General features: G+C 65.2%; 6 protein-coding genes. 1 reads left to right on the top strand and 5 read right to left on the bottom strand.

The window, feature by feature from the left end; translation table 11 throughout:
- From Q1V87_RS07810 to Q1V87_RS07795, 4 genes are all read right to left on the bottom strand, one after another.
- On the bottom strand, nt 1-730 hold a 730-nt coding region (locus tag Q1V87_RS07810), incomplete at its 3' end, for an ABC transporter substrate-binding protein (RefSeq protein ID WP_300591586.1).
- A gap of 88 nt (nt 731-818) precedes the next feature.
- On the bottom strand, nt 819-2,072 hold the full coding sequence (locus Q1V87_RS07805) for an aminotransferase class III-fold pyridoxal phosphate-dependent enzyme (RefSeq protein ID WP_253035956.1): 1,254 nt from the start codon (nt 2,070-2,072) through the stop codon (nt 819-821).
- A 68-nt stretch (nt 2,073-2,140) separates the two neighbouring features.
- Nucleotides 2,141-2,989, bottom strand: a complete 849-nt coding sequence (locus Q1V87_RS07800) for a 3-hydroxyacyl-CoA dehydrogenase family protein (protein ID WP_079941037.1) — start codon at nt 2,987-2,989, stop codon at nt 2,141-2,143.
- A 4-nt stretch (nt 2,990-2,993) separates the two neighbouring features.
- Nucleotides 2,994-3,752, bottom strand: a complete 759-nt coding sequence (locus Q1V87_RS07795; RefSeq protein WP_228145543.1) for an enoyl-CoA hydratase/isomerase family protein — start codon at nt 3,750-3,752, stop codon at nt 2,994-2,996.
- Nucleotides 3,753-4,063: 311 nt separating this feature from the next.
- On the opposite strand from Q1V87_RS07795, the gene Q1V87_RS07790 reads away from it, so the two are divergent.
- Complete coding sequence (locus Q1V87_RS07790) at nt 4,064-5,446, top strand: NAD-dependent succinate-semialdehyde dehydrogenase (protein ID WP_079941038.1); 1,383 nt, start codon at nt 4,064-4,066, stop codon at nt 5,444-5,446.
- 586 nt (nt 5,447-6,032) lie between these two features.
- On the opposite strand, the gene Q1V87_RS07785 is transcribed toward Q1V87_RS07790, so the two are convergent.
- Nucleotides 6,033-7,169 (bottom strand): tyramine oxidase subunit B, encoded by a 1,137-nt coding sequence (locus tag Q1V87_RS07785; RefSeq protein WP_079941039.1) that lies wholly within the window; start codon nt 7,167-7,169, stop codon nt 6,033-6,035.
- Between the last annotated feature and the right edge of the window lie 216 nt (nt 7,170-7,385).

Below are 7,385 nucleotides of genomic sequence, written 5' to 3'. Positions count from 1 at the left end.
CCGGGGTGATTTGCACGCTGACCGTGTCGTAGAACGGTGTGTTGTCGGCGTTCCAGTACCCCTCGGCCGCCTTCAGCACCACCTCGGAGCCGGGCTTGTACGATCCGATCGTGTAAGGCCCCGACCCTGCATCGATGCCCTCCTCGAAATAAGTCTCATCGTCTTTCGACGCTTCAAGAGCCGAGGGCTCGACGATCCAAGCACCGTAGGTCGCGGCTGCGATGAGATCTGCCGGGGCAGCGTAGCTGAGGTTCAGCACCACGGTCTTGTCGTCTGGAGTATCGATCGACTCGAGCGGGGCCCAGATGAACGACGCTCCCCCGTACTCTGCTGCCGCCTCGATGCTGGCTTTCACCGCGGCCGAGTCGACAGGCTCACCGCTGTGAAACTGAGCATTCTCCTGCAGCTCGAATGTCCATGCGGTGCCGTCCTCGCTGACCGACCATTTCTTCGCGAGGCCTGGGGTGAACTCCTCACCCAATCCCTCGGGATTCTTCATGAGCAGGGTTTCGTAGACGTTGCCCATGTAGAAGGCCTCGGTCGAGAACGAACGCACCGGATCCCACGTGGTGACCGATGCCGACGAGGCGACCGCGAGCACCTTCGGCGCGTCAGAATTATTGCCAGCGCTGCCGCCTGCGGTGCACGCCGAAAGCGCGAGTGCGCCCGCGGCGGCGAACGCGATGAGGGCGAGCAACGTCTTCGGGGCTCGCTTCTTCCATGTGTTCATGCGTGTTCCTTATTCAGTGGTGGAGCCTCCCTGTCCGGGAGGACATCGGGTCGTGCCGGCTGTCTTCCCCGCAGGGCAGCCACCTGGCTTATCTGCCGTGTACGGTGTCGAGGGCGTCGCGGATGCCGCGCACGATGGTGCGGATCTCCTCGGCCGTGACGATGAAGGGCGGGGAGATCTGGAGGATGTTGTTCGGGAGGTTCCGCAGGTGCACGCCGCGACCTTCGAGGACGGCGACAACGTCGAGCCCGGAGACGCCGTCGGCGAGGTCGACGCCGCCCATGAGTCCGATGTGCCGTACGTCTTTCACGCCGGGGTGGTGGCGGAGCTGTTCGAGTTCCTCGACGAGGACCGGTTCGAGCTCGCGGACGCGGCCGAGGAGGTTCTCGCGCTCGATGATCTCGAGGTTCTTGAGTGCGACAGCCGCGACGGTCGCGTGGCCGGAGTAGGTGAGGCCCTGGTGGAAGATGGGCGCGTCGTTTCCTGCGTAGAACTGGCTGGATACGCTGGGGGCGACGATGACGCCGCCCAGGGGCAGGTAGCCGGAGGTGATGCCTTTCGCGAAAGTGATCATGTCGGGTTCGAGATTGAAGCGCTCGGACGCCGTCCAGGTGCCTAGACGACCGAAGGCGGTGACGACTTCGTCGGCAATGACGAGGAAACCGAACTCTTTCGCGAGTTCCTTGATCCGCTCGAAGTAGCCGGCCGGGGGCGGAACGAGACCGCCGACGCCCATGACGGGTTCGGCGATGAACGCGGCGATCTTCTCTCCGCCGTGTTCGCGGATGGTGCGCTCGGCGGCGTCGATGTCCCACTGATCGACGAGCAGTGTCTCCGGGATGAGGGTGCCGGGGCCGAAGCCGTCGCTGTTGAAGGAGAGGCCTGCGACGCTGGTACCGTAGGCGTGGAGACCGTGATAGCCGTCCTGACGGGATACGACGGTGAGCTTCTCCGGCTGTCCCTGGAGCTGCTGGTGACGGCGTGCGAGTTTGAGTGCCAAGTCGACGGAATCGGATCCGCCGCTGGTGAAGATGACCTTGGCGTCGTCGAACGGGGCGAGCGTCGCGATCTTGTTCGCAAGTTCGAGTGCCGGCTCGTTCACGTACCGGCCGAAGATGTGCCAGGTCTCGAGGGTGCGTATCTGCTCGGCGGCGGCCTGTGCGATCTCGTCCCGGCCGTGGCCGATGTTGGCGTACCAGAGGCCGCCGGCGGCGTCGAGGAGACGGTCCCCGTCCGCAGTGGTGATGTAGGCGCCGTCGCCTTTGACGATGACGGTCTGCGGGTTCGAGAGCACGGTCGGCATGTGCGCCTGGGCGCTCCACAGGGCGTTGGTCTGGGGCATCTGCATCCTCCTGGGATCGTGTGTGTGGTTCGGGCCAGCCGTTGGGGTGCGGCGCGTGACCCAAGCGTTCAGCTGTAGTCGAAGAAGCCTGTGCCGCTCTTGCGCCCGAGCTCTCCGGCAGCGACCTTGTCGCGCAGGATCTGCGGGGGTGCGAAGCGCTCGCCAAGCGTGGAGGCGAGGTACTCCGCGATGCCGAGCCGCACGTCCAGACCGACGAGGTCGGTGGTTTTGAGCGGGCCGGTGGCGTGCCGGTACCCGAGCACCATCGCCGCATCGATGTCCTCGGCCGAAGCGACGCCCTCTTCGAGCATCCGCATCGCTTCGAGTGCGAGGGCGACGCCGAGCCGGGAGCTCGCGAAGCCGGGTGCGTCATGCACGACGACGGGGGTCTTCCGCAGCCCCTCGGTCCACTCTCGCGCTGCGGCGACGAGGCCGACGCCGGTCTGCTCGCCGACGACGACCTCGATCAGGGTGGAGGCGGGAACCGGGTTGAAGAAGTGCAGCCCGAGGAAGCGGGACGGGTGGGAGAGTTCTGCGGCGAGCTTCGTGACCGACAGCGACGACGTGTTCGTCGCGATCGCGGTGGTCTCGGTGACGCGCCCCTCGATCGCGCGGAGGGTGTTCACTTTGAGCTCGAAGTCCTCTGGGACCGCCTCGATCACGAGGTTTGCTTCTCTCAGGAGCTCGTAGTCCTCGGACACGGCGAGGCGCCCTAGGAGCACGTCGAGGGCGGGGGCCGCGGGATCCTTCGCGACCGCTTTCTGCGCGATGTCATCGAGCCGCGCCCGGGCGGCGTCCACCGACGCGGCATCGCGTTCGAGCACGGTGACCTGCGATCCGCCGATGGCGAGGCTGAGCGCGATGCCCGCCCCCATCCGTCCGCCTCCGACGACGGCGATGTGATTCGGCAATGCCATGGGTTCAGCGTCCTTTCCGCGCGTTGCGCTTCAGCAGAAAATCATCCATGCGCCGGGTCTTCTCCGGGGATTCGAAGAGCAACGCTTGCGCAAGGTTGTCGATGACCGGGTGCGCCGCCCGCGGCGCGTGGATCACCTGCTTGGTCACCTGGATCGCCAACGGGTCGAAACCGCCGATACGGTCCGCGAGCGCGTTCGCCCGGTCCAGGAGCTCGTCCGGCTCGCAGACTTCGCCGACCAGCCGAATCGATAGCGCCTCGTCTGCGGTGAGGACGCGGCCGGCGAGCAGGATCTCTTTCGCGACGGGCTCGCCCACGAGCTCGACGAGCCGCCAGCATGCCCCCGCGGCGGCTATGATGCCGAGGTTGGGTTCGGGGTTGCCGATCTTCACCCGCGTCGTCGCGATCCGGAAGTCGGCGGCGTAGGCGAGCTCGGCGCCGCCGCCGAGGGCATAGCCGTCGATCGCGGCGATCACCGGCATCGGCAGGGCAGCAATCCGCGCGAAGATGCTCGAGTTGATCCCGCGCAGGGCGTCATGACGGCGCCGGTCGCGCAGCTGGGAGATGTCCGCGCCGGAGGCGAAAATGCCGCCCTTGTCGGTGCGGGTTCCCGTCAGGATGAGGATGCGCGGTTCGCGCTCGAGCTGGTCGCAGACCTCGTGGAGATCATCCACCATGGCCTGGTCGATCGAGTTCAGTGTCTGAGGCCGGTTCAATCGCACGATCGTGCGATCGCCGTTGTGCTCGGCCGTGAGCGTTTCCACCAAGCCCCACCTCTTTCGGATCGCGTCCAGGCACACTCAGTCCTGGTGCATGTCATGTTCCAGCTTGGTGCGAAATCCAATAACACACAAATACCTAATAGATCCTATTTCATGACACTATCGTCATAAAATCTCACATGGACTCCACTGGGCGCGGTAGAGCATTATTAATGCCAGCGCATGAGCGGGGGCGGATTTGGTATTGGACGCGACATGAATAGTGAGCAACAGTGATAGTCGAGGATCCGTGCGCACTGGTGCGCGCGGAGTTCCGCGATCACACACCGAACAATGAAGGAGCGTCGTCGCACATGGGTGTCTACACGACAGTGAATCCTGCAACCGGCGAGCAGCTGGCCGAGTTCCCCGAGATCACCAACAAGGAGGCACGGGAGGCTCTCGATCGCGCCGCGGAAGCCTATCCGCAGTGGCGGGATCGCGGGCTGCAAGAGCGGGTCGCCCTGGTCAAGCGCATCGCCGCGCTCCACCGCGAACAGCGGGAAGAACTGGCTGCGCTCATCACGCTCGAGATGGGCAAGCCCATCGTCCAGGCGCGTGGCGAGGTCGATCTCGTCGCGAACATCTACGACTATTATGCGGACCGCGCCGAGCAGTTCCTCGCGGACGAGGTGCTCGACATCTCCGGCCCCGGCACCGCCATCGTGAAGACCGAACCGGTCGGCGTCCTGGTCGGTATCATGCCGTGGAACTACCCCTATTACCAGGTGGCACGGTTCGCGGCCCCGAACCTGATCCTGGGCAACACGATCCTGCTCAAGCACGCGCGCAATTGCCCGCAGTCCGCCCTCGCTATCGAGCGGGTGTTCCGCGAGGCGGGGCTGCCCGATGGCGTCTACGCGAACGTGTTCGCCAACAACGGTCAGATCGCCGAGATGATCGCCGATCCGCGCGTGCAGGGCGTCTCTCTCACCGGTTCCGAGCGGGCGGGCTCAGCGGTCGGCGAGGTCGCCGGGCGGCATATGAAGAAGTACGTGCTGGAGCTCGGTGGATCCGACCCGTTCATCGTGCTCGACGACGCCGACCTCGACGCGGCAGCCGCCGCAGCCGCGGTCGGTCGCTTCGCCAACGGCGGGCAGGCCTGCACCGCGTCCAAGCGCTTCATCGTCCTGGACGCGGTGTACGACGCGTTCCTCGAGAAGTTCATCGAGCAGAGCCGCGCGTACGCCACAGGCGATCCGTCGTCGGACGAGACGAAGCTCGGCCCGCTCTCCTCCACCGCCGCCCGCCACGATCTCGTCGAGCTGGTCGACGACGCCATCGACCGCGGCGCGAAAGTCCACCTGGGCGGGGAGGCCCCCGACGCACCGGGCGCCTACTATCCGGCGACCGTGCTGTCAGGCGTGACCAAAGACATGCGCGCCTACGCAGAGGAACTATTCGGCCCGGCCGCGGTCGTGCACCGCGCCGCGTCCGAAGAGGAAGCGGTCCAGATCGCCAACGACTCCCCGTTCGGTCTAGGCGGCACGGTCTTCTCGGGCGACCTGGAACGGGCGCAACGGGTCGCCGACCGGATCGAGACGGGCATGGTCTGGATCAACAGCACGAGCAAGACAGCCCCGGATCTCCCGTTCGGCGGGGTCAAGGCCTCGGGCGTCGGCCGCGAGCTCGCGCATTACGGCATCAACGAGTTTGCCAACAAGAAGCTCGTCCGCGTCCCTGAGGCCACGAAATAGTACGCCGCGTGGCGGAGTGCACCACCGGAGCGATTCGAGGGATACACTCCGCCACTTCGCATGCCCCATCCCCATGCCCAGGCTGCACTCACAAGAAGTAACCTCGGGCAGGGCTCGGATCTCTTAGCCGATGGGGCCGGGCGTGCCGTACGCGCAGCATGAGCGGCATTCCGAGTCGCTTCATTTGACGTGCGTTCCGAGACCGTGTTCAGGGCCCCGCGGGTACATGACGTGCCGAGGACGACCTTTGGGCACCCGAAAGGCGAGACCGCGCACGCAGCGTTCGAAGAGGCGCCGGAGTTGACGGGTCACCTGGTCCTCGAAGCCTCCGTGGTTGACATCGGCGAACCAGCAAGTGGGCTGGCGAGCGGGCGAGAAGCTAGTCGACGGGTCGAACAGCATGAATCCTCGCGCGCATGTTCGTTCATACCGATGCGATAAAGAACATCCGTATTTCGGTGGTACCGGTGATCGCTGTGTCGAGCGATGCGACCCGAGAATCGGATTAACGTCTTGGCCGATCGGCCCCAATGGTTGCTCGCTACGATTGCCGCAGTCAGGAGCGCCGGGTAGACCGAAACCGCCTCTAGCCTAGGGCGGGCTGATCCCAGATCGGCAGCAACGTGCCAATGTCGCGGCGCTGCGCCTCCCAGAGGAGTTCGGTCGCCCAAGCGACGTCTTCGGCCGGGATCCCGCCGATGGAGAAGAAGGACGGCCGTGCCGGATCGTAGCCAGGTGCCCTGCCGTCGACGATGTCCCCGAACTCGGCGATGTCGGCAACGTTCAGGCGCCCGTCCAGGAGCATGTCCTGGTATTTGACACCGAGAGCCCCGAGTTGCTCGTGATACGGAGGGCTGAAGTTCGCGACGTAGGCTTCGTAGAGCGGAGTGTGGTCGACGACGTTACGAGCGCCAGTGCACAGGAACCCGGCATCGACTTGGATGTTCGAGGTCGCCGCGACATACGCACCCGGGCGCAGCCACTCCGGGTCGATGACCGGGTAGTTTGCGACGCCGGACAGACCGGTCGCGGCGACCGTGACGATGTCGGCCTCGGTGACCGCCGACCGGATCGAATCGACGATCTCCACCTCTTGGATCTGGGGGAACTCGGAGCGGACGAGTTCCTGGAAGCGCTGCGCGTTCCGGCTCGTGAGCGAACGCGCCGCGATCCGGACGCGGGCGATGGCGGGCCGTGTCACTAGGATCGCCCGGAACGCAACCTGGTTGATGAGCCCGGGGCCGATCACCGCGACCGAGTCAGCGTCCGTTCGGGCGAGGTGCAGAGTGCCGGCTCCGACGACCGCGCCCGTACGATAGGCGCTGATCAGGTTTCCCGGCATCACGGCGATCGGAGCGCCAGTCTCGGTGTCATTCAAGACCACCAGGTGCATAGACCGCGGCAGACCCTTCTCGCTGTTCTCGATATTCGAGCCATACCATTTGAGGCCAGTCGCACGATACTTCCCACCGATGTATGCAGGCATCGCCATGAAGCGGCGGTCCGAGGTATGGCGCGGCATACCGGGGAATGCCGGCTCGAGGGGGAAGTCGACCTTGATCCCATGCGAACTATGATTCGGACCACCCATGCGGTAGTCGCCGGTCGCGAGCAGCGAGAAGACCTCGCACATCGTGTCGATACAACGTGCCATGTCCGTGGCGCCGACGTCGATGATCTCGGGCTCGCTGAGGTAACGCAATCGGAGAGAAGTGTCGTGCATCGTTGCCCTTTCCTGCCCGCGGTCTCACCGCCGGGTGCCGTATTGGATATTGCGATGCTAACCTTCGATAACGTTTGGGCCTTGACCCTTGATCGTGGACACGGTGTCGGGTGGGTTATGCCGCTTCCGCGAGGGTAGCTGATCTCGCGGCTTCGTAGACGTTCTCGTAGGTGTTCGGGGTGATGTTGCCGATCGCGGAGTGGCGTCGGCGGGTGT

The sequence above is a fragment of the Microbacterium sp. genome (genome assembly GCF_030149085.1).
Taxonomy (GTDB): domain Bacteria; phylum Actinomycetota; class Actinomycetes; order Actinomycetales; family Microbacteriaceae; genus Microbacterium.
This window is presented reverse-complemented; position numbering and strand designations above follow the sequence as displayed.

What these genes read in the sequence shown, in the direction of transcription:
- Q1V87_RS07805 (WP_253035956.1), bottom strand. Translation starts at nt 2,072, where the DNA reads ATGCCCCAGACCAACGCCCTGTGGAGCGCCCAGGCGCACATGCCGACC.
- Q1V87_RS07800 (WP_079941037.1), bottom strand. Translation starts at nt 2,989, where the DNA reads ATGGCATTGCCGAATCACATCGCCGTCGTCGGAGGCGGACGGATGGGG.
- Q1V87_RS07790 (WP_079941038.1), top strand. Translation starts at nt 4,064, where the DNA reads ATGGGTGTCTACACGACAGTGAATCCTGCAACCGGCGAGCAGCTGGCC.
- Q1V87_RS07785 (WP_079941039.1), bottom strand. Translation starts at nt 7,169, where the DNA reads ATGCACGACACTTCTCTCCGATTGCGTTACCTCAGCGAGCCCGAGATC.